Below are 17,667 nucleotides of genomic sequence, written 5' to 3'. Positions count from 1 at the left end.
ACCCACTCCGAATTCCGACCATCATGACCGAACCGACCCAAACGCAGCCCGCCGTCGCGGCGGACGAAAACCAGATCATCGCCGAGCGCCGCGAGAAGCTGCGCGCATTGCGCGAGCAAGGCGTCGCCTATCCGAACGATTTCCGGCCGACGCATCACGCCGCCGATCTCCAGGCCACCTTCGCCGACTCGGACAAGGCCACGCTCGAAGCGAACCCGGTCGAGGTGTCGGTCGCCGGCCGCATGATGCTCAAGCGCGTGATGGGCAAGGCGAGCTTCGCGACGGTGCAGGACGGTTCGGGCCAGATCCAGTTCTTCGTGACGCCGAACGACGTCGGCGCGGAAACCTACGACGCATTCAAGAAGTGGGACCTCGGCGACATCGTCGCCGCCCGCGGCGTGCTGTTCCGCACCAACAAGGGCGAGCTGTCGGTCCAGTGCAAGGAGCTGCGCCTGCTGTCGAAGGCGCTGCGCCCGCTGCCGGACAAGTTCCACGGCCTCGCCGATCAGGAAATGCGCTATCGCCAGCGCTACGTCGACCTGATCGTCACGCCGGAAACGCGCGACACGTTCCGCGCGCGCACCCGCACCATCGCGTCGATCCGCAAGTTCATGGACAACGCCGACTTCATGGAAGTCGAAACGCCGATGCTGCACCCGATCCCGGGCGGCGCCGCGGCCAAGCCGTTCGTCACGCATCACAACGCGCTCGACATGCAGATGTTCCTGCGCATCGCGCCGGAGCTGTACCTGAAGCGCCTGATCGTCGGCGGCTTCGAGCGCGTGTTCGAGATCAACCGCAACTTCCGGAATGAAGGCGTGTCGCCGCGCCACAACCCGGAATTCACGATGATGGAGTTCTACGCCGCGTACACCGATTACCGCTGGCTGATGGACTTCACCGAGCAGCTGATCCGCCAGGCGGCGATCGATGCGCTCGGCACCGCGACGATCCAGTACCAGGGCCGCGAACTCGACCTCGCAAAGCCGTTCCACCGCCTGACGATCACGCAGGCGATCCAGAAGTACGCGCCGCAATACACCGACGGCCAGCTGTCCGACGATGCGTTCCTGCGTACCGAACTGAAGCGCTTCGGCGTCGACGTGTCGCAGCCGGCCTTCCTGAACGCCGGCATCGGCGCGCTGCAGCTCGCGCTGTTCGAGGAAACCGCCGAATCGCAGCTGTGGGAGCCGACCTACATCATCGATTACCCGGTCGAAGTGTCGCCGCTCGCACGCGCATCGGACACGACGCCGGGCATCACCGAGCGTTTCGAGCTGTTCATGACGGGCCGCGAGATCGCGAACGGCTTCTCGGAGCTGAACGATCCGGAAGACCAGGCCGCGCGCTTCAAGAAGCAGGTCGAGCAGAAGGATGCCGGCGACGAGGAAGCGATGTTCTTCGACGCCGACTACATCCGCGCGCTCGAACACGGGATGCCGCCGACGGGCGGCTGCGGGATCGGCATCGACCGTCTCGTGATGCTGCTGACCGACAGCCCGACGATCCGCGACGTGCTGCTGTTCCCGCACCTGCGCCGCGAAGACTGACGTGCCTGCGTGTGCGCCGCGCCCCGCGGCGCGCACGCGGTGCGGTTTGTAACCACGCGTAAATCCCGCCTGCCGACGTCCGCCGGCTTTCGATCCTCCCCCGTTTTATCCCCTCGCGGCGCCGGCCTTCTCCGGGTTTTCCCGGTTGCGCGCGCCGGTCCCCCGCTGCAATTCGTTACACCTTGATACGGTGCGCCGCTCGCCGGTAGACGACACTCCTGTTGCGTCACCACGCATGACCACGGGACCAGAACGCGGCGCCGGAACGCCAAGTCTGCTCGCTCCCGAAGCGTGGGATCCGGCCAGCGCCAATGTGCGGAGCCGGATCGACACCGGAGAAAAACATGGACAACCAGAATCAGACCACGCCGCAAAAACAACGCCTCCACCCGCTGATCGCGACCGCGGCAGGCGCCGTCATCGTCGCCAGCCTCGCCGCCACCGCGGCGATCACGGGCATCTTCCCGAAGGCCAGCAGCAACAACGCGCAGAACGGCCAGACGCAGGCCGCGCTGATCGCGTCGCAGCCGGCCGTCGATACGGCCGCGGCAGCCAGTGCCGCGCTGGCCGCGCAAGCGCAGCAGCAGGCAGCCGAACTGGCCGCGCAGCAGAAGGCCGAGCAAAAGGCGGCGGCCGAGAAGGCGGCAGCGGCGCAAGCCGAACCGAAGCCCGCGCCGCGCCCGGCAGCCACGCACCGCCGCCACACGCCGGCACCGCAACCGCCGCAATATGCGCAACAGCAGTCCGCGCCCGCTCAAGCGGCCTATTGCCAGACCTGCGGCACGATCGTCTCGATCACGCAATCGCGCACGCCGGGCCAGAGCTCGGGGATCGGCGCGGTCGGCGGCGCGGCAGCCGGCGGCCTGCTCGGCAACCAGTTCGGTCACGGCAACGGCCGCACCGCGATGACCATTATCGGCGCGCTCGGCGGCGGTCTTGCCGGCAACCAGGTCGAGAAGCAGGTGCGCGCGGAAACCGACTACCAGGTGCAGGTCCAGATGGAAAGCGGCGCGACGCGTACGTTCACGTACCACAGCCCGCCGCCGTTCGGCCAGGGTCAGCGCGTGCGGATCGAGAACGGCACGCTGGTCGGCGCGTAATGCATAACGCATGACGAATCGCCGCGCGGTTGTGCCGCGCCGGAAATGAAAAAGGCTCGTGACAGCGTCACGAGCCTTTTCTTTTTGCGGGAGCGGCGTCGGGCGAATACCGGGCGCCGGGCGCGAACCTCAGTCTTCGTCGTCGAAGTCGGATTCGTCGATCCAGTGAGCCTGGATCGCTTCGAGGATCTTCTCGCCCGAGTGGCTGGGATCGTCGGAGAAGCCATCGAGCTCGATGACCCATTGGCGCAGGTCGACGAAATTGATCCGCTGCGGATCGACGTCCGGATGCTTGTCTGCCAGCGCGATGGCGATTTCGCGCGAATCGGTCCATTTCATGGCCTGCTCTCCCGTGTACGTAGCGAGTTCGCTAGGCGGAACGCACATGATGCGCGCCGCCCACCCCGCCGAACCGTCAGTGATTTTCCTTCGCGTGATTGATCGAGTACTTCGGGATCTCGACCACCAGGTCCGAATCTTCCTGCACGATCGCCTGGCACGACAGGCGCGACGTCGGCTCGAGGCCCCACGCCTTGTCGAGCAGGTCGTCTTCGTCCTCTTCGGACGGCTCGAGATCGTTGAAGCCCTCGCGGATCACCACGTGGCAGGTCGTGCATGCGCACGACTTCTCGCATGCATGCTCGATCTCGATCCCGTGGTCGAGCAGGTTGTCGCAAATACTCTTGCCGGGCGTCGCGTCGATCACTGCGCCGTCCGGACACAGTTCGACGTGAGGCAGCACTACCAGTTGAGGCATGTCCGTTCCGTCAGTCAAGGTGCGGCGGCTGGCGCCGCACGGTTCAATAACGCACGGGCCGTCGCCGGCCCGCGCGCAGGTCGTTCGTTCAGATCTCGTCGAGCCGTCGGCCCGACAGTGCGCGCTTGATGCTCTTGTCCATCCGGCGCGCCGCGAATTCGTCGGTGCCGTCGGCCAGTGCCTTGGTCGCGGTTTCGATCGCGTCCGCGTCGTCACCCTGGGCGATCGTGCTCAGCGCCGCGACGAGCGCGTCGACCTGCGTGCGTTCGGCGTCGTCGAGCAGTTCGCCGTCGGCAGCAAGTGCCGCCTGCGTGGCCTCGATCATCCGCTGGGCCTCGACCTGGGCTTCGCGCAGCGCGCGTGCACGCATGTCGATCTCGGCGGTCTTGAAGCTGTCCTCGAGCATCTTCGCGATGTCGTCGTCGGCGAGGCCGTACGACGGCTTCACGACGACCGACGCCTCGACGCCCGAATGCTGCTCGCGTGCGAACACCGACAGCAGCCCGTCCGCATCGACCTGATAGGTCACGCGGATGCGCGCCGCACCGGCCGTCATCGGCGGGATGCCGCGCAGCTCGAAGCGTGCGAGCGACCGGCAGTCGGCGACGAGCTCGCGCTCGCCCTGCACGACGTGGATCGCCATCGCGGTCTGACCGTCCTTGAAGGTCGTGAACTCCTGCGCACGCGCGATCGGAATCGTCGAATTGCGCGGAATGATCTTCTCGACGAGACCGCCCATCGTCTCGACGCCGAGCGACAGCGGAATCACGTCGAGCAGCAGCCAGTCGTCGCCGCCGCCGCGATTGCCGGCAAGCAGGTCGGCCTGGATCGCCGCGCCGAGCGCCACGACCTGGTCCGGATCGAGATTGACGAGCGGCGGCTGGCCGAAATACTTCGCGACCGCATCGCGGATCACCGGCATGCGCGTCGCGCCGCCGACCAGCACGACACCCTTGATGTCGGCCGGGGTTACCTGCGCGTCGCGCAATGCCTTGCGGGTGGGCGTCAGCGTACGCTGCACGAGCGGCTCGACGAGCGACGCGAACGTGTCGTGCGAGATCGTCTGCACGAGCTGCGTACCGTTCGACAGCGTCACGTCGAGCGACGCCTGCGGCGCCGACGACAGCGCTTCCTTCAGCACGCGCACGCGATCGAGCAGCAGGCGCACGTCCTCGGGCGCGAGCGCCTTCGCGTCGATGCCGGCCTGTGCGAGCACGTAACCGAACAGCAGGTGATCGAAATCGTCGCCGCCGAGTGCGGAATCACCGCCCGCGGCCAGCACTTCGAACACGCCCTTCGTCAGCTTCAGGATCGACAGGTCGAACGTGCCGCCGCCGAGGTCGTACACCGCGTAGAGGCCTTCGGCCGCGTTGTCGAGACCGTAGGCGATCGCGGCCGCGGTCGGTTCGTTCAGCAGGCGCAGCACGTTGAGGCCCGCGAGACGCGCGGCGTCCTTCGTCGCCTGGCGTTGGGCCTCGTCGAAATACGCGGGCACCGTGATCACCGCGCCGACCAGCTCGTCGCCGAGCGTGTCTTCCGCGCGGTAACGCAGCGTCGCGAGAATCTCGGCCGACACCTCGACCGGGCTCTTCACGCCGTCGATCGTGCGGATCTGCACCATGCCCGGCGCATCGATGAATTCGTAAGGTGCGTTCGCCGCGCCTTCGACCTCGGCCTTGCCGCGGCCCATGAAGCGCTTGACCGACACGATCGTGTTGCGCGGATCGGTCGCGGCCTGCTCCTTCGCTTCATGGCCGATGCGGCGGCCGCCCTTCTCCAGATAACGGACCACCGACGGCAGCAGCGCGCGGCCTGCCTCGTCCGGCAGCACTTCGGGCACGCTGTTGCGCACGGCCGCGACGAGCGAGTTCGTCGTGCCGAGATCGATCCCGACAGCGAGTCGCCGCTGGTGCGGCGCCGGCGCCATGCCCGGTTCGGAAATTTGCAGTAATGCCATCTTGGTTCGTTCGGGCGCTCGGCCCGTTTGCTGCGCGTGCCGCGAGGCACGCGGTTAAGTTTCGAGGCGCTCGATCTGCGCGCCCACTTCCGACGCGACGCGTTCGATGAACATCAGCTGGCGCACGGCCTCGGCGGCGGCCTGGTCGGCCGCGCTGTCGAGCAGCGTGCCGAGGCGCTCGAGGCGCACGCGCTTCTCGTCGCGCAGTTCGGCGAGCAGCGCATCGAGCGCGTCGACGTTGCGGGCGGCCGCGGCATCCTCGATGCCTTCGCGCCACTCCATCTGCTGCATCAGGAACGCGGGCTCCATCGCGGTGTTGTTTTCAGCACCGATGTCGACGCCGCGCAGCGACAGCAGATAGGTCGCGCGCTTCAGCGGATCGCGCAGCGTGCGGTAGGCCTCGTTCGCGCGCGTCGCCCATTGCATCGCGATGCGTTTTTGCGCATCGCCGGCCGCCGCGAAGCGGTCCGGATGCACCTGCGTCTGCACCGTGCGATACGCGCTGTCGAGCGCCGCCTCGTCGAGCGCGAATTGCGCCGGCAGGTGAAACAGATCGAAGTGGCTGTCTTTCAGCGAAACCATCGTCGCGTTCAATTCCGGTTCGTCGCGCGGCAAACGCCGCACATTAAAAAGGCGGCCCGTGCCGCCTCTTGCCCGCATCGCGCGGAAGACCGCGCGTCAGACGCGGAACGATTCCCCGCAGCCGCACTCGTCCTTCACGTTCGGGTTGTTGAACTTGAACCCTTCGTTCAGGCCCTCGCGCGCGAAGTCGAGTTGGGTGCCGTCGATGTACGCGAGGCTCTTCGGGTCGACGATGACCTTCACGCCATGGCTCTCGAATACCTGATCCTCGGGAGCGAGCTCGTCGACATACTCGAGCTTGTACGCGAGCCCCGAGCACCCGGTCGTGCGAACGCCAAGCCGCAGGCCCACACCCTTGCCGCGACGGACGAGGTATTTCTGGACGTGCTGTGCTGCTTTTTCGGTCAGTGTAATTGCCATGATGTCCTTGCCGCGGCACGCCTGGGGTGCGCCGCGATCCTTCACAAGCCGCTCGATACCGCTCAGGCTGCTGCCTGATCGCCTTCCGTGGTGTCGTGGCGCTTTTTGTAGTCGGCCACGGCTGCCTTGATCGCGTCTTCCGCGAGAATCGAGCAGTGAATCTTCACCGGGGGCAGTGCAAGTTCTTCGGCGATCTGCGTGTTCTTGATCGACAGTGCCTCGTCGAGCGTCTTGCCCTTCACCCATTCGGTCACGAGCGAGCTCGACGCGATGGCCGAACCGCAGCCGTACGTCTTGAACTTCGCGTCTTCGATCACGCCGTCCGCGCCGACGCGGATCTGCAGCTTCATCACGTCGCCGCAGGCCGGCGCGCCGACCATGCCCGTACCGACCGCGTCGTCGTCCTTCGCGAACGAACCGACGTTACGCGGGTTTTCGTAGTGATCCAGAACCTTGTTGCTGTATGACATGACTCAGACTCCTTGACTCGTTACGTCTGCGTGCGCAAATTCGCCCGCGAATGTACTCAATGCGATGTTCAGTGCGCAGCCCATTCGATCGTCGACAGATCGATGCCTTCCTGGTGCATTTCCCAGAGCGGCGACAGTTCGCGCAGCTTCGCGATCTTGCTGTTCAGCAGGTTGATCACGAAGTCGACGTCCTGCTCCGTCGTGAAACGGCCGACGGTGAAGCGGATCGAGCTGTGCGCGAGTTCGTCGTTGCGGCCGAGCGCGCGCAGCACGTACGAAGGCTCCAGCGACGCCGACGTGCAGGCCGAACCCGACGACACCGCGACATCCTTGATCGCCATGATCAGCGACTCGCCTTCGACGAAGTTGAAGCTGATGTTCAGGTTGTGCGGGACACGATGCTCCATGTCGCCGTTCACGTAGGTTTCCTCGATCTGCGACAGGCCGCGCAGCAGCTTGTCACGCAGCATGCGCACGCGCTCGTTCTCGGTCGCCATTTCTTCGCGCGCGATGCGGAACGCTTCGCCCATGCCGACGATCTGGTGCGTCGCCAGCGTGCCCGAACGCATCCCGCGCTCGTGACCGCCGCCGTGCATCTGCGCTTCGATGCGCACGCGCGGCTTGCGGCGCACGTACAGCGCGCCGATGCCCTTCGGGCCGTAGGTCTTGTGTGCCGAGAACGACATCAGGTCGACCTTCAGCTTCGCGAGGTCGATCTCGACCTTGCCGGTCGACTGCGCGGCGTCGACGTGGAACACGATGCCCTTCTCGCGGCAGATCTCGCCGATCGTCTCGATATCCTGGATCACGCCGATCTCGTTGTTCACGTGCATCACCGACACGAGGATCGTGTCCGGGCGCAGCGCGGCCTTGAACACGTCGAGGTCGATCAGGCCATCTTCCTTCACGTCGAGATAGGTGACTTCGAAGCCGTCGCGCTCGAGCTCGCGGCAGGTGTCGAGCACGGCCTTGTGCTCGGTCTTCACCGTGATGATGTGCTTGCCCTTGCCCTTGTAGAAGTTCGCGGCACCCTTGATCGCGAGGTTGTCCGACTCCGTGGCGCCGGACGTCCAGATGATCTCGCGCGGATCCGCGTTCACCAGCGCGGCCACCTGCTCGCGCGCTTCCTCGACCGCGCGCTCCGCATCCCAGCCGTATGCGTGGCTGCGCGATGCCGGGTTGCCGAACTGCTCGCGCAGGTACGGCACCATCTTGTCGACCACGCGCGGGTCGACCGGCGTCGTCGCGCTGTAATCCATGTAGATGGGCAGGTGGAGAGTCTCTTGGGTCATCTGTCGCTCCGGGTATTCTGTGCAGGGACTATGTGCGTTATGGGGTGTGCGGCGCGTAGGCGCTCACGAACTCGCGATGTTGAACACCGAATTGGGACCGAGCGGCATCGTGCGCACCGGTTCGGCCGGCGCCGCGACGGGCTCCGGCGTGCGTCGATCGCGCAGCACCGCGGGTGCGCCCTCGCGTGCCCGCTGCTGATCGACGAGATCCTGCAGCGACACCGAATCGAGGTATTCGACCATCTTCTGGTTCAGGGTCGACCACAGCTCGTGCGTCATGCAATGGCCGTCGGGCTGCTTCGAGCCGTCGCACGTGCCTTTGCCGCCGCACTGCGTGGCGTCGAGCGGTTCATCGACCGCGATGATGATGTCGGCGACGGTGACGTCCTGCGCGCGGCGCGCGAGGTTGTAGCCGCCGCCCGGGCCGCGCACGGATTCGACGATTTCATGCCTGCGCAGCTTCCCGAACAGCTGTTCGAGATACGAGAGCGAAATCCGCTGGCGCTGGCTGATGCCTGCAAGCGTCACCGGGCCCTGCTCCTGGCGCAGTGCCAAGTCAATCATCGCCGTGACGGCGAAACGGCCTTTGGTGGTGAGTCTCATGGTGTCTAGGGGACTGCAATCTTGACGATTTTGGTCAAGTATAAATATTTGACGAATTTAGTCAAGTATCCATGTCTGCGACAGGGTATTCGCAGCACGCTGAATACCTGGCCGCGATCAGCGTCCGGTACGGCTCCGGAGGGTGTCCAGCAGGCCCGCGCACGCGCGCTCAACTTGATCGAGCACCTGGTCGAAACCCTGCGCGCCGCCGAAATAAGGATCGGCCACTTCGGTCTCGGCGGCCCCCGACGCGAATTCCATCAGGAGGCGCACCTTGTCGCGATGCTCGGGCGGACAGCGCCGGCGCAATTCCGCGAGATTGGCTTCGTCCATCGCCAGCAGCAGGTCGAACCGCTCGAAATCCGCCGCGCTCACCTGCCGCGCGCGCAGCGCCGACAGGTCGTAGCCGCGGATACTGGCCGCCGCCTGCGCGCGCGTGTCGGGCGGTTCGCCGACGTGCCAGTCGCCGGTGCCGGCCGAATCGATCGCGATGTGCTCGGCCAGCCCGGCCGCGTCCACCTGGTGGCGCATCACGCCTTCCGCGGTGGGCGAACGGCAGATATTGCCGAGACAGACGAAACAGATCGCAACGCGGGTCATCGCACTATCGGAAAGCCGCGGCGAACCGCGTCGGAGAAGAACGCGCCATTATACAAAGGCGCCCGAAACCGCGCCGCCGCGCAAAGCGACGGCGGCGTGCCTTACAGCGCCTTGGGTGCGGCGAGCCCGACGTTGCCGGACGCGGCCGGCAACGGTTGCGCCGCGTCGTCGACGAGCCCGAACGACACCGCGCGCGCCAGTTCGGCCGATGCCTGATGCACGGCGAGCGGACCACGAGACGGCGCGTCGGCCATCGCGTGCAGATAAGCGAGCGCGGCGAGCGGGATGACGATTGCCAGCGGCCAGTACATCGATATTGTCTTTTTCATGATGCGGCTCCTTGACCTCATTCCCCGAAACCCAATTCCGGGGACTACAGACGAGATTCTATAGACCGCATCTATCGAGATAAATACATAAATAGCGAACGCACTGTTGTCGCCCGATGAACAGTCGTCAGCCGAGGTGGCTTTGCGATGCCGCGTACAGCTCGCGGAACGTACGGCCGGTCGGGGTCGGCATGTCGCGCGTGTCCATCCAGCCGCCCATCATCGGCAGGCGCCGCAGCATGCCGCCGCTGCCGCCCAGCCGCTCGAGCACGCGCACCGCGAGCTTGGTCGTCAACGCGTAAAGCAACGGCCGGCGCGCGAAAAAGCCCCACACGGCAAGTCCGGCGCGCTCGCGCCACGGCCGCAGATGCCGCTCGACCTGTTTCTCGCGCAGCGTGCGCAGCAGGTGCGACAGCGGAATCCCCGCCGGGCACACGCTGTCGCATTCGCCGCATAGCGTCGCGGCCTGCGGCAGGTCGAGCGCACGATCGATTCCGACGTAGCTCGGCGTCAGCACCGACCCCATCGGGCCCGGATAGACCCATCCGTACGCGTGCCCGCCGACCTTCTGGTACACCGGGCAATGGTTCATGCACGCGCCGCAGCGGATGCAGCGCAGCATCTCCTGGAATTCGCCGCCGATCAGGCCCGTGCGGCCTCCGTCGACGAGCACCACGTAGTTGTGTTCCGGGCCGTCCTCGTCGCCCGGGCCGCGCGGGCCAGTGAGCAGGGAGAAGTAGTTCGACGTCTTCTGCCCGGTGGCCGATCGCGGCAGCAGACGCATCGCGGTCGCGAGATCCTCGAGCGTCGGCAGCACCTTCTCGATGCCCGTCACCGCGACATGCACGCGCGGCATCACCGTGCACATGCCTTCGTTGCCCTCGTTCGTGACGATCGCGACCGAACCCGTCTCGGCGATCACGAAGTTGCCGCCCGTCACGCCCATGTCGGCCGACAGGAAATGCGGGCGCAGCACCTCGCGCGCCTCGCGCGTCATGTCGGGAATCTCGGTCAGCCGCTCGCGGTGGTGCGTGCGCGCGAACAGGTCGGCGATCTCGTCCTTGTCCTTGTGCACGACGGGCGCAATGATGTGGCTCGGCGGCTCGTTGTCGTTGATCTGCAGGATGTATTCGCCGAGGTCCGTCTCGATCGACTGCACGCCCATCTCGGCGAGCACCGCGTTCAGGCGCATTTCCTCGGACACCATCGACTTCGTCTTGATGACCTTCTTCACGTCGTGGCGCCGCGCGATGTCGGCGACGAGCCGCGCGGCATCCTCGGTCGTTTCCGCGAACAGCACCGTGGTGCCGCGCCGCGTCGCCTCGCGCTCGAACGCCTCGAGCCACACGTCGAGGTTCTCCAGCGCACGATTGCGGCGCGCCTTCAGCGCGGCGCGCGTCGCCGGGAAGTCGATCGCGGTCATCGCGTCGGCGCGCGCGGACACGAACTTCGTCGACAGCTTCTTCAGATTCTGCTGCAGGCGCTGGTCGGCCAACTTCTGGCCGGCACGCGCCTTGAAATGCATCGATTGGACTTGCATCGCGGTATCGGGGAAAAGTGAGCGGAACCGGGCGTCAGACGTCGCCCGCCAGCACCTGCGCGACGTGCAGCACGCGCGTGTCGCGGTCGCCGGTGCGGCGCAACCGCCCTTCGATGTTCAGCATGCAGCCGAGATCGCCCAACACGACGGCGCCCGCGCCGGACGCGCGCACGTTCGCGCATTTCTCGTCCGCGATGGCTGCCGAAATGTCGCCGTACTTGACCGCGAACGTGCCGCCGAAGCCGCAGCAGTGCTCGCAGTCCTTCATCTCGGTCACGGCCACGCCGCGCTGCGCGAGCAGCGCGCGCGGTTGCGCCTTCACACCGAGTTCGCGCAGGCCGGAGCAGGAATCGTGGTAGGTGACGGGCCCCGCGAATTCGCCGGTCGCGAGCGTGACCTTCGCGACGTTCGCGAGGAAATCGGTCAGTTCGTAGACTTTCTGCTGGAACCGCGCGAAGCGCCCCATCAGTTCGGGGTCGTCGCGGAACAGGTCGCCGTAGTGCGCGCGGATCATGCCGCCGCACGAGCCCGACGGCGCGACGACGTAGTCGAACTGCTCGAACTCGCGTAGCGTCTTTTCCGCGAGGTCGCGCGCGAGCGCACGGTCGCCCGAGTTGTAGGCCGGCTGGCCGCAGCAGGTTTGCGCGGGCGGCACGAACACCTCGTAGCCGGCGTCGCGAATCAGTTTCAGCGCGGAAAAGCCGATTTCCGGACGCATCAGGTCGACCAGGCAGGTCACGAACAAACCGACTCGCATACGCGCTCCTTCGAGAAAACGGCTCTCATTATCCGCCGTTTGGCCGGCAAGACCAACGCCGGTGCATGCGCAAGCATGCATGTCAGGAAACGAGGACTTCCTCGAACGGCGTTCGCTTTTTTCACAATACGAGATACAATCGACGCAATACCGCTTGACGCGTCAACCGATTCTCCCCCGACATGAGCCAACCCACCCCGGATTCCAAAACGTCGATCCAAGTGATCGAACGCATGATGCGGTTGCTGGACGCGCTCGCCGCGCACAGCGACCCCGTCAGCCTGAAGGAGCTTGCGCAACGCACGGAGCTGCATCCGTCGACCGCGCACCGCATCCTCAACGACATGGTGACCTGCCGCCTCGTCGACCGCTCCGATCCCGGCACGTACCGGCTCGGCATGCGGCTGCTCGAGCTCGGCAATCTCGTGAAGGCGCGCCTGTCAGTACGTGACGCGGCGCTGATGCCGATGCGCGAGCTGCACCGCCTGACGGGCCAGACCGTGAACCTGTCGGTACGCCAGGGCGACGAAATCGTCTATATCGAGCGCGCGTATTCGGAACGCTCGGGGATGCAGGTCGTCCGCGCGATCGGCGGCCGTGCGCCGCTGCACCTGACGTCGGTCGGCAAGCTGTTCCTCGCGGTCGACGAAACGTCGCGCGTACGCGCCTACGCAACGCGCACCGGGCTGTCCGGCCATACGCAGAACAGCATTACCGACATCGCGAAGCTCGAGCGCGAATTAACGCTCGTGCGCCAGCAATCGTGCGCGCGCGACAACGAGGAACTGGAGTTGGGCGTGCGCTGTATCGCGGCCGGCATCTACGACGACTCGGGCAAGCTCGTCGCCGGCCTGTCGCTGTCGGCTCCGGCCGACCGCCTGCAGGACGCGTGGCTCGGCCAGTTGAGCCGCACCGCGCTGACCATCTCGGAATCGCTCGGCTACCGCCCCGCGCCCGCCAAGGATACGGAAGGACTGCAACGGCACGCATGAACGGCGCCACCCGCCGCACGGCGGCCGGACGAAAAAAAGCCCCGCGATTGCGGGGCTTTTTCTTTGCGGCGACCGGTGCGGCGGCAACCGCCGCGACGCGATCACGTGCCGCCGTTCGCCGTGTTGGCCGCCGTCAGGCGCTCCCCGCCGCCGGCGTCGAGCCAGTTGCGCAGGCGCGAGGCATCAGCGAAGCGCGAATACTTGCCGAACGAATCCAGCAGCACCATCACCATCGGCCGGCCATGGATCGTCGCCTGCATCACCAGACATTCGCCCGCCTCGTTGATGAAGCCCGTTTTCTGCAGGCCGATGTCCCACGAGCCGTTGCCGCGGATCAGCGCGTTCGTGCTGTTGTAGACCAGATTGCGCTTGCCCGTATAGACGTCATACGTCCGATCGGTCGAGAACTGACGAATCATCGGGTACTGATATGCCGCATTGACCATCTTCACGAGGTCGCGCGCGCTCGACACGTTCGAGCTCGACAGGCCGGTCGAATTCTCGAAGTGCGTGTCGTTCATGCCGAGCGACTTCGCCTTCGCGTTCATCGCGGCGATGAAGGCCGGACGGCCGCCCGGGTAGTAGCGCGACAGCGCGGCGGCCGCGCGGTTTTCCGATGCCATCAGCGCGATGTGGAGCATGTCTTCGCGCGACAGGACCGAGCCGACCGACAGGCGCGAGCCCGTGCCCTTTTCGTAGTCGCGATCTTCGTCGGTGACTTCGAGCTGGTCGGTCATCGGCGACTTCGCGTCGAGCACGACCATTGCCGTCATCAGCTTCGAGATCGACGCGATCGGCACGACGGCGTGCGAATTCTTGTCGAACAGCGGCTCGCCGGTGTTCTGGTCGACGACGTACGCGACACTCGAGCGCAGCGCGAGCGCGTCCGGGGTGTCGTGCAGGCCGAACGCCTGGCCGACCGTCGGGCGGCGCGGCTGGAACGCGACCTTGCGCACCGCGCCGCGATGGCCGTGCACGTTCGCCGCGAGCGTCATGCGCTTGCGCGATGCCTTCGCGCGCGGCGCGTCGGCCGACGCGACGTCGGCGGATTTGGCGGAGGCGGCCTTCACCGACTTCTTCGCGGACGAAGAGGAAGCGGCTTTCTTGGCGGCCTGGTGGGTCTTCGCAGTGGCGGCAAAGGCGTCAACCGGCGTGACGGACGCGGTGGTCGCCAGCAAGGCGACAGCGACCGACACAGCCGTGCCGAGCGTCATGCTCTGCAACAATCTGCGGGGTGAAAACGATTCGGCTTTCATTGGGGTCTGGACAAAGCGGGCGGGAGGTTTCCGCAAGTGTAGTTAAAGCTTAAAAAAAGAGCAATATTAGGCACTTACCGATCGTCGTTAAACCGGAATGTAAGGGTCGCCCGACGATCCATCGATCGACCCTCCCGCTCCCATCGAAAAAATTCATGAGATGCGCTGCCCGCCACTACCCGCCTCCCGATTACCACGCGGTTAATTGAGATAACGTCACTTTGACGGGAAATTAAAGCGGGGAAAGTACGTATCCGGCGCTTGATGGGCCTCCAGCACGGCTCTCGGCCACGGGCGGCACGTCATCACGGCACGCGCATTGAAACGGCGCGCTTTTCGACAGGAACAGAAGCATAACGTTCCACATGCCTGTCAGGTTTACCTGTGCATGATCATGGTGCGCCGCGCCTGCCCGGCCCGGGTGCGCACCATGTGGGAAAAAACGGCTGAAACCGATTCCACACGCGGGCGATAACTCATTGTTTTATCGATAATTTGTCGCAATTGTGCAATGCACAAAAAATGCTTGACAAGACTTTTCTGTGCCCTAAAATATGACTCATTGCTGCGATGCACAAAGCACGCGGCGCCGAGGTTCCCCAGCGTAGTGCCCTTTATATCCCTGCGATCGACGCGATCGCTTTTCAGGAGCTTGACATGTCCTTGCTGACCCCCGAGCAAATCGCCGCCGCCCAGAAAGCCAACCTCGAAAGCCTGTTCGGTCTGACGACCAAGGCGTTCGAAGGCGTCGAAAAGCTGATCGAACTCAACCTGCAGGTCGTGAAGTCGACGCTGACGGAAAGCCAGGAAAACGCACAGCGCCTGCTGTCGGTGAAGGACGCACAGGAACTGATCGCACTGCAAGCGAGCCTGTCGCAGCCGGTCGCGGAAAAGGTGCTGTCGTACACGCGTCACCTGTATGAAATCGCGTCGTCGACGCAAGCCGAGTTCGCGAAGGTTGCGGAAGCGCAATTCGAAGAGCAGAACAAGAAGGTTCAGGCTCTCGTCGACAACGTCGCGAAGAACGCACCGGCCGGTTCGGAAACGGCTGTCGCCGCACTGAAGTCGGCGCTGAACGCAGCGAACACCACGTACGAAACGGTCCAGAAGGCTGCGAAGCAAGCCGTCGAGATCGCCGAAACGAACTTCAACGCGGCTGCCGCTGTCGCGACGAAGGCTGCAAGCGCTGCTGCATCGCGCCGCTCGACCAAGCCGGCCGCGTAAGCGTCCCTGCTGCTGAAAAAGCCGCGCACTGCGCGGCTTTTTCGTTTCCGGCGCCGACACACCGCTCGGCCGGTCGTCGTCGATGCGTCGACGTGACACGGACGGCGCCCTGCCGTCGGCCTCGGACAAAAGAAAACGCCGCCGTCCGGACGTTCCGGGCGGCGGCGTTTTTCATGGCCGGCGCGAGGCCGACCATGCCGGTCGAGTTACTTCTTGCGCTGCGGCGGCAAATCGGTACACACGCCTTCGTACAGCTCGGCGGCCATGCCGACCGATTCGCCGAGCGTCGGGTGCGGATGGATCGTCTTGCCGATGTCTTCCGCGTCCGCGCCCATTTCGACGGCGAGGCACACTTCGCTGATCAGGTCGCCTGCGTTCAGGCCGACGATGCCGCCGCCGATCACGCGATGGGTTTCCTCGTCGAAGATCAGCTTCGTGAAGCCTTCGTCGCGGCCGTTCGCGATCGCGCGGCCCGATGCGGCCCACGGGAACACTGCCTTGCCGTACTTGATGCCTTCGGCCTTGCACTGGTCTTCCGTCTTGCCGGCCCACGCCACTTCCGGATCGGTGTACGCCACCGACGGGATCTGCAGCGCGTCGAAGTATGCCTTCTCGCCGTGCGCGGCTTCCGCTGCGACGTGGCCTTCATGCACGGCCTTGTGCGCGAGCATCGGCTGGCCGACGACGTCGCCGATCGCGAAGATGTGCGGGACGTTCGTGCGCATCTGCTTGTCGACGTCGATGAAGCCGCGGTCGGTGACGGCCACGCCTGCCTTGTCGGCGCCGATCTGCTTGCCGTTCGGGCTGCGGCCCACCGCGACGAGCACGAGGTCGTAGCGCTGCGCTTCCGCCGGCGCCTTCTCGCCCTCGAACTTCACGTAGATGCCGTCTTCCTTCGCTTCCGCGCCGACCGTCTTGGTCTTCAGCATCACGTTGCCGAAGCGCTTCGCGTTGTACTTTTCCCAGACCTTCACGAGATCGCGGTCCGCGCCCATCATCAGGCCGTCCATCATTTCGACCACGTCGATCTCGGCGCCGAGCGTCGCGTACACCGTGGCCATTTCGAGGCCGATGATGCCGCCGCCGATCACGAGCATCCGCTTCGGCAGTTGGCGCAGTTCGAGTGCGCCCGTCGAATCGACGACGCGCGGGTCTTCCGGCATGAACGGCAGCTTCACCGCTTGCGAGCCTGCGGCGATGATCGCCTGCTTGAACTTGACGACCTTCTTGCCGTTTTCGCCCTGCACTTCCATGTGGTACGGATCGACGAATGCGCCGACGCCGGTGACGACTTCGACCTTGCGCGCCTTCGCCATGCCGGCGAGGCCCGTCGTCAGTTTCTTGACGACGCCGCCCTTGAAGTCGCGCAGCTTGTCGAGATCGACTTCCGGCTTGCCGAACGTGATGCCGTGCGACGCGAGCGCCGCGGCTTCGTCGATGACGAGCGCCGTGTGCAGCAGCGCCTTCGACGGGATGCAACCGACGTTCAGGCACACGCCGCCGAGCGTGGAATAGCGTTCGACCAGCACCGTCTTCATGCCGAGGTCGGCTGAGCGGAACGCGGCTGAGTAGCCGCCGGGGCCGGCGCCGAGCACGAGCATGTCGCACTCGATGTCGGCGGCGCCGCTGTAGCTGCCGGCTTGCGGCGCGGCTGCGGGAGCGGCTGCGGCCGGTGCCGGGGCCGGTGCAGCCGGTGCGGGTTTCGCTGCCTCGGGTGCTTTCGCGGATGCGGCGTCGCTTGCTGCTGCTTCGACGATGGCGATGATGGTGCCTTGCGAGACTTTCTCGCCGGCTTTGACCTTGACTTCCTTGACTGTGCCGGCGACGTCGCTGGGCACTTCCATGGAGGCTTTATCGGATTCGAGCGTGATGAGCGTTTGTTCTTTTTCGATCACGTCGCCTGGCTTGACGTTGACTTCGATGACATCGACGCCGCTGAAATCGCCGATATCCGGAACTTTGACTTCGATGAGACTCATTACTGTCCCCTTCTTGATTAGCTGCTGACAGAGGCAGAGGGCTCAACCGCTGAACGACGGCCTGACTGGAGAACGCGACGCTGGGCAGGACCACCTTTGCTGTCCGCCCAAGGACGCGCCTTTCTTTTGGTTACTTTTCTTTGGAAGACAAAGAAAAGTGACCGCCGCCCCGCGCAGGGGCGACGCCAGCAGACCGTTAGCGAAACAGGTTCAACGACGAGGCATGGATGACCGACATAAACCCCACGCCCCCGCGAGC

The 17,667-nt window shown here is 65.3% G+C and carries 18 protein-coding genes; 4 read left to right on the top strand and 14 right to left on the bottom strand.

Annotated features, from left to right (window positions below):
• The first annotated feature begins 23 nt into the window (after window positions 1–23).
• Both lysS and ABIC50_RS27840 read left to right on the top strand, forming a co-directional pair.
• Complete coding sequence (lysS, locus tag ABIC50_RS27845) at window positions 24–1,550, top strand: lysine--tRNA ligase (RefSeq protein WP_105787639.1); 1,527 nt, start codon at window positions 24–26, stop codon at window positions 1,548–1,550.
• Window positions 1,551–1,894: 344 nt separating this feature from the next.
• Window positions 1,895–2,650 carry a glycine zipper 2TM domain-containing protein gene (locus ABIC50_RS27840; protein ID WP_012364217.1) on the top strand — a complete coding sequence of 252 codons (756 nt, stop codon included), beginning with the start codon at window positions 1,895–1,897 and terminating at the stop codon, window positions 2,648–2,650.
• 129 nt (window positions 2,651–2,779) lie between these two features.
• Here ABIC50_RS27840 and iscX read toward each other — a convergent pair whose 3' ends face one another.
• The 12 genes from iscX to ABIC50_RS27780 all read right to left on the bottom strand — a co-directional run bounded on the left by iscX (window position 2,780) and on the right by ABIC50_RS27780 (window position 11,957).
• Window positions 2,780–2,989, bottom strand: a complete 210-nt coding sequence (gene iscX / locus ABIC50_RS27835; RefSeq protein WP_006754136.1) for a Fe-S cluster assembly protein IscX — start codon at window positions 2,987–2,989, stop codon at window positions 2,780–2,782.
• Between the two features lie 76 nt (window positions 2,990–3,065).
• Window positions 3,066–3,407, bottom strand: coding sequence for an ISC system 2Fe-2S type ferredoxin (fdx, locus tag ABIC50_RS27830; RefSeq protein ID WP_011657374.1), 342 nt, complete (start codon window positions 3,405–3,407; stop codon window positions 3,066–3,068).
• Window positions 3,408–3,495: 88 nt separating this feature from the next.
• Window positions 3,496–5,364, bottom strand: coding sequence for a Fe-S protein assembly chaperone HscA (hscA, locus tag ABIC50_RS27825; protein ID WP_354168122.1), 1,869 nt, complete (start codon window positions 5,362–5,364; stop codon window positions 3,496–3,498).
• A 54-nt stretch (window positions 5,365–5,418) separates the two neighbouring features.
• A complete protein-coding gene (gene hscB / locus ABIC50_RS27820) occupies window positions 5,419–5,946 on the bottom strand; it encodes a Fe-S protein assembly co-chaperone HscB (RefSeq protein ID WP_034176899.1) in 528 nt (175 codons plus the stop codon).
• Between the two features lie 96 nt (window positions 5,947–6,042).
• Complete coding sequence (iscA, locus tag ABIC50_RS27815) at window positions 6,043–6,366, bottom strand: iron-sulfur cluster assembly protein IscA (RefSeq protein WP_006754132.1); 324 nt, start codon at window positions 6,364–6,366, stop codon at window positions 6,043–6,045.
• 62 nt (window positions 6,367–6,428) lie between these two features.
• The gene (gene iscU, locus ABIC50_RS27810; protein ID WP_006754131.1) at window positions 6,429–6,836 is read right to left on the bottom strand and encodes a Fe-S cluster assembly scaffold IscU; all 408 of its coding nucleotides are present in this window, start codon (window positions 6,834–6,836) and stop codon (window positions 6,429–6,431) included.
• A 68-nt stretch (window positions 6,837–6,904) separates the two neighbouring features.
• Window positions 6,905–8,128 carry an IscS subfamily cysteine desulfurase gene (locus tag ABIC50_RS27805; RefSeq protein WP_011657379.1) on the bottom strand — a complete coding sequence of 408 codons (1,224 nt, stop codon included), beginning with the start codon at window positions 8,126–8,128 and terminating at the stop codon, window positions 6,905–6,907.
• Window positions 8,129–8,191: 63 nt separating this feature from the next.
• Window positions 8,192–8,731 carry a Fe-S cluster assembly transcriptional regulator IscR gene (iscR, locus tag ABIC50_RS27800; RefSeq protein ID WP_009691731.1) on the bottom strand — a complete coding sequence of 180 codons (540 nt, stop codon included), beginning with the start codon at window positions 8,729–8,731 and terminating at the stop codon, window positions 8,192–8,194.
• A 117-nt stretch (window positions 8,732–8,848) separates the two neighbouring features.
• Window positions 8,849–9,331: a low molecular weight protein-tyrosine-phosphatase gene (locus ABIC50_RS27795; RefSeq protein ID WP_354168120.1), complete on the bottom strand. Its 483-nt coding sequence runs from the start codon at window positions 9,329–9,331 to the stop codon at window positions 8,849–8,851.
• Between the two features lie 101 nt (window positions 9,332–9,432).
• Window positions 9,433–9,660 carry a hypothetical protein gene (locus tag ABIC50_RS27790; RefSeq protein WP_105834253.1) on the bottom strand — a complete coding sequence of 76 codons (228 nt, stop codon included), beginning with the start codon at window positions 9,658–9,660 and terminating at the stop codon, window positions 9,433–9,435.
• Window positions 9,661–9,787: 127 nt separating this feature from the next.
• The gene (locus ABIC50_RS27785; protein ID WP_354168118.1) at window positions 9,788–11,200 is read right to left on the bottom strand and encodes a lactate utilization protein B; all 1,413 of its coding nucleotides are present in this window, start codon (window positions 11,198–11,200) and stop codon (window positions 9,788–9,790) included.
• Window positions 11,201–11,234: 34 nt separating this feature from the next.
• Entirely contained in the window at window positions 11,235–11,957 is a 723-nt protein-coding gene (locus tag ABIC50_RS27780) for a (Fe-S)-binding protein (protein WP_354168116.1), read from the bottom strand.
• Between the two features lie 182 nt (window positions 11,958–12,139).
• Between ABIC50_RS27780 and ABIC50_RS27775 the strand changes: the two genes are divergently transcribed.
• A complete protein-coding gene (locus ABIC50_RS27775) occupies window positions 12,140–12,949 on the top strand; it encodes an IclR family transcriptional regulator (protein WP_006754125.1) in 810 nt (269 codons plus the stop codon).
• 101 nt (window positions 12,950–13,050) lie between these two features.
• On the opposite strand, the gene pbpG is transcribed toward ABIC50_RS27775, so the two are convergent.
• Window positions 13,051–14,205 (bottom strand): D-alanyl-D-alanine endopeptidase, encoded by a 1,155-nt coding sequence (gene pbpG / locus ABIC50_RS27770; protein ID WP_011657385.1) that lies wholly within the window; start codon window positions 14,203–14,205, stop codon window positions 13,051–13,053.
• 657 nt (window positions 14,206–14,862) lie between these two features.
• Between pbpG and ABIC50_RS27765 the strand changes: the two genes are divergently transcribed.
• Window positions 14,863–15,429 (top strand): phasin family protein, encoded by a 567-nt coding sequence (locus ABIC50_RS27765; protein ID WP_006755449.1) that lies wholly within the window; start codon window positions 14,863–14,865, stop codon window positions 15,427–15,429.
• A gap of 206 nt (window positions 15,430–15,635) precedes the next feature.
• Here the strand turns inward: ABIC50_RS27765 and lpdA are convergent, their stop codons facing one another.
• Window positions 15,636–17,408 carry a dihydrolipoyl dehydrogenase gene (lpdA, locus tag ABIC50_RS27760; protein ID WP_354168114.1) on the bottom strand — a complete coding sequence of 591 codons (1,773 nt, stop codon included), beginning with the start codon at window positions 17,406–17,408 and terminating at the stop codon, window positions 15,636–15,638.
• Window positions 17,409–17,667 lie beyond the last annotated feature (259 nt).

This window comes from Burkholderia sp. 567 (genome assembly GCF_040545115.1).
GTDB lineage: Bacteria > Pseudomonadota > Gammaproteobacteria > Burkholderiales > Burkholderiaceae > Burkholderia > Burkholderia ambifaria.
Note: the sequence above shows the minus strand (reverse complement) of the source record. Positions and strands in the feature narration are given on the sequence as shown.

Excerpts from the sequence above, each read along its gene's own strand:
- lpdA (WP_354168114.1), bottom strand. The coding sequence starts at position 17,408 with ATGAGTCTCATCGAAGTCAAAGTTCCGGATATCGGCGATTTCAGCGGC.
- fdx (WP_011657374.1), bottom strand. The coding sequence starts at position 3,407 with ATGCCTCAACTGGTAGTGCTGCCTCACGTCGAACTGTGTCCGGACGGC.
- ABIC50_RS27775 (WP_006754125.1), top strand. The coding sequence starts at position 12,140 with ATGAGCCAACCCACCCCGGATTCCAAAACGTCGATCCAAGTGATCGAA.
- iscR (WP_009691731.1), bottom strand. The coding sequence starts at position 8,731 with ATGAGACTCACCACCAAAGGCCGTTTCGCCGTCACGGCGATGATTGAC.
- iscX (WP_006754136.1), bottom strand. The coding sequence starts at position 2,989 with ATGAAATGGACCGATTCGCGCGAAATCGCCATCGCGCTGGCAGACAAG.
- ABIC50_RS27795 (WP_354168120.1), bottom strand. The coding sequence starts at position 9,331 with ATGACCCGCGTTGCGATCTGTTTCGTCTGTCTCGGCAATATCTGCCGT.
- hscA (WP_354168122.1), bottom strand. The coding sequence starts at position 5,364 with ATGGCATTACTGCAAATTTCCGAACCGGGCATGGCGCCGGCGCCGCAC.
- hscB (WP_034176899.1), bottom strand. The coding sequence starts at position 5,946 with ATGGTTTCGCTGAAAGACAGCCACTTCGATCTGTTTCACCTGCCGGCG.
- ABIC50_RS27805 (WP_011657379.1), bottom strand. The coding sequence starts at position 8,128 with ATGACCCAAGAGACTCTCCACCTGCCCATCTACATGGATTACAGCGCG.
- ABIC50_RS27840 (WP_012364217.1), top strand. The coding sequence starts at position 1,895 with ATGGACAACCAGAATCAGACCACGCCGCAAAAACAACGCCTCCACCCG.
- ABIC50_RS27785 (WP_354168118.1), bottom strand. The coding sequence starts at position 11,200 with ATGCAAGTCCAATCGATGCATTTCAAGGCGCGTGCCGGCCAGAAGTTG.
- ABIC50_RS27780 (WP_354168116.1), bottom strand. The coding sequence starts at position 11,957 with ATGCGAGTCGGTTTGTTCGTGACCTGCCTGGTCGACCTGATGCGTCCG.
- iscA (WP_006754132.1), bottom strand. The coding sequence starts at position 6,366 with ATGGCAATTACACTGACCGAAAAAGCAGCACAGCACGTCCAGAAATAC.
- iscU (WP_006754131.1), bottom strand. The coding sequence starts at position 6,836 with ATGTCATACAGCAACAAGGTTCTGGATCACTACGAAAACCCGCGTAAC.
- ABIC50_RS27765 (WP_006755449.1), top strand. The coding sequence starts at position 14,863 with ATGTCCTTGCTGACCCCCGAGCAAATCGCCGCCGCCCAGAAAGCCAAC.
- ABIC50_RS27790 (WP_105834253.1), bottom strand. The coding sequence starts at position 9,660 with ATGAAAAAGACAATATCGATGTACTGGCCGCTGGCAATCGTCATCCCG.
- pbpG (WP_011657385.1), bottom strand. The coding sequence starts at position 14,205 with ATGAAAGCCGAATCGTTTTCACCCCGCAGATTGTTGCAGAGCATGACG.
- lysS (WP_105787639.1), top strand. The coding sequence starts at position 24 with ATGACCGAACCGACCCAAACGCAGCCCGCCGTCGCGGCGGACGAAAAC.